Below are 2,382 nucleotides of genomic sequence, written 5' to 3' on the forward strand. Positions count from 1 at the left end.
GCCTCAAGCAGGCCAGCGGCGCCACGGTCTATGGGCCGGCCAGCGAAAACATCCCGGCACGTGACGTGGCGCTCAAGGACAACGACAGCGTCAGTGTGCTCGGCTGGGACTTCGCGGTCTATGCGGTGCCCGGTCACACCTTGGGACACATTGCCTATTACCACCACGGCCTGCTGTTTTGCGGCGACACCTTGTTTGCCGCCGGTTGTGGCCGCTTGTTCGAAGGCACGCCGGAGCAGATGCACCATTCCCTGAGCCGTCTCGCCGCGTTGCCCGAAGATACGCTGGTCTACTGCACCCATGAATACACCCTGAGCAATCTCAAGTTTGCGGCTGCGGTGGAACCGACCAACCCGGACATCGCCGCTCGTCTGGAAAAAGTCAGCCAGCAACGGCAAAACGGGGTCATGACCCTGCCCTCGACCCTGGCCCTGGAAAAGCTCACCAACCCGTTTTTGCGGACCACTGAAACATTAGTTACACAAAAAGTGGACGAACGGGCAGGCGCTCAAAACCGGGCGCCGAGTGAGGTATTTGCTGCGCTGCGAGCCTGGAAAGATAAATTCTAAGTGACTCACCAGCTGGTACAAAAATTCTGAATGGTTGACCGCAGGGGGTGCGCTTTCTAGAATCGCCCGACATTTTTGCCCGGAACTTACTCCCAGCCAATGTCGTCATCCATACGTAAGTCCGTCAATTCAGACGCATTGACCCGCCTGGCGCAAGCCATCGCGGTGGCTGTGTCCGCCACGCTGGCGGGCTGTTCCAGCCATGCTCCGCAGACTGAAGCGACCCATACGCCGAACATTGCTGCGCGAGCCAAGCAGAAGCCCATCTGGTTGAGTGAAAAGCCCAGCCCGCAGGTGCCCCAGGACATCTGGGAGCGTATGCGCGGCGGTTTCCAGCTGCAAGAAGGCCTGGGCGTGAACCCGCGCATCGAGCAGCAGCGCCTGTGGTTCGCCAGCAACCCCTCTTTCCTCGAGAATGCCGGCGAACGCGGCAGTCTCTATATTCATTACATCGTCGAGCGTCTCGAAGAGCGCAACATGCCGCTGGAACTGGCCCTGCTGCCAGTGATCGAGAGCGCCTACAACCCGATGGCCTACTCCCGCTCCGACGCGTCGGGGCTGTGGCAGTTCATCCCGTCCACGGGCCGCTACTACAACCTGCGCCAGACCCGCTTTTATGATGGCCGTCGCGACATCACCGCCTCGACCACCGCAGCGATGGATTACCTGACCCGCCTGCACGACATGTTCAACGGTGACTGGCTGCTGGCCCTGGCCGCCTACAACGCCGGTGAAGGCACCGTCAGCCGCGCCATTGAGCGGAACGAGAAGCTAGGCCTGCCGACCGACTACTGGAACCTGTCTTCGTTGCCGGCGGAAACCCAGGCCTACGTGCCGAAACTGCTGGCGCTGTCGCAAGTGGTGCTGGCGCCGGAAGCCTACGGGGTGAACCTCAACCCGATCGCCAACGAGCCGTATTTCCAGGTCGTCGAAATCAACCAGCGCATGGACCTGTCGAAGGTCGCGGCAGTGGCCAACATCGACGAAGACGAACTGTTCCAGCTCAACCCGGCGTTCAAGCAGCGCACCACCATCGACGGCCCTCAGCACCTGCTGGTGCCGACATCGAAGGCGCAACTGCTGACCGCCAGCCTGCAGACCATGCGGCCGGAAGAGCTGATCAGCCCGCGCTCGCTGAAACCGGTGTTCGAAGGCGCCGATCCGTCGGAAGTGGCACAGCTCAAGCGTGCCTATCGCGTGAAGCGTGGCGACAACCTCGGCTCCATCGCCAAGGCCAACAAGGTTGAAGTCAAGGATCTGCAGCGCTGGAACAAGCTGACCGGCAAGAACCTCAAGGTCGGCCAGACGCTGGTGATGCAAGACACCACCAAGCGCACGCCGGCTCGCAAGTCGGGGCGCGTCAATACCGTGATTGCGGCCAACAGCAAGAGCAAAGGCAAGGACGACAGCGCGCAGCAGACCCAGTACAAGGTCAAGCGCGGTGACACGCTGTACGTCGTGGCCAAGCGCTTCAACGTTGAGATGCAGCATCTCAAGCGCTGGAATCCGAGTGCGGGTAAAGCGTTGAAGCCGGGGCAGATGCTCACGGTTTATCAACCGCACTGACAGAAGAGCCCCTGAGTTTTCGGGGGCTTTTTTTGGTCCGGATTTTGTGGCGTGCTTTAGATCGTTCCCCCTCACCCCAGCCCTCTCCCCCACGGGGGGCGAGGGGGAAAGGGAGCCGATCTCCGTGCTGTTCAAAATCCGAGTTCGACTCGGTATCGCACGTCAATGCAATTCGCCCAGACACCACAGTCAGTCCACTCTCCCTCCGGGAGAGGGTCAGGGTGAGGGGCTTTTGAGAACTTGAGTT

The 2,382-nt window shown here is 60.8% G+C and carries 2 protein-coding genes; both read left to right on the forward strand.

The window, feature by feature from the left end:
• Positions 1 to 569: hydroxyacylglutathione hydrolase (gene gloB / locus DBR24_RS23775; RefSeq protein ID WP_256591770.1), on the forward strand; the 569-nt coding region annotated here is incomplete at its 5' end.
• Positions 570 to 668: 99 nt separating this feature from the next.
• Positions 669 to 2,135, forward strand: coding sequence for a transglycosylase SLT domain-containing protein (locus DBR24_RS23780; RefSeq protein ID WP_128615961.1), 1,467 nt, complete (start codon positions 669 to 671; stop codon positions 2,133 to 2,135).
• The last annotated feature ends 247 nt before the right edge of the window (positions 2,136 to 2,382 follow it).

It is taken from the genome of Pseudomonas sp. HMWF006 (assembly GCF_003061205.1).
Taxonomy (GTDB): Bacteria; Pseudomonadota; Gammaproteobacteria; order Pseudomonadales; family Pseudomonadaceae; genus Aquipseudomonas; species Aquipseudomonas monsensis.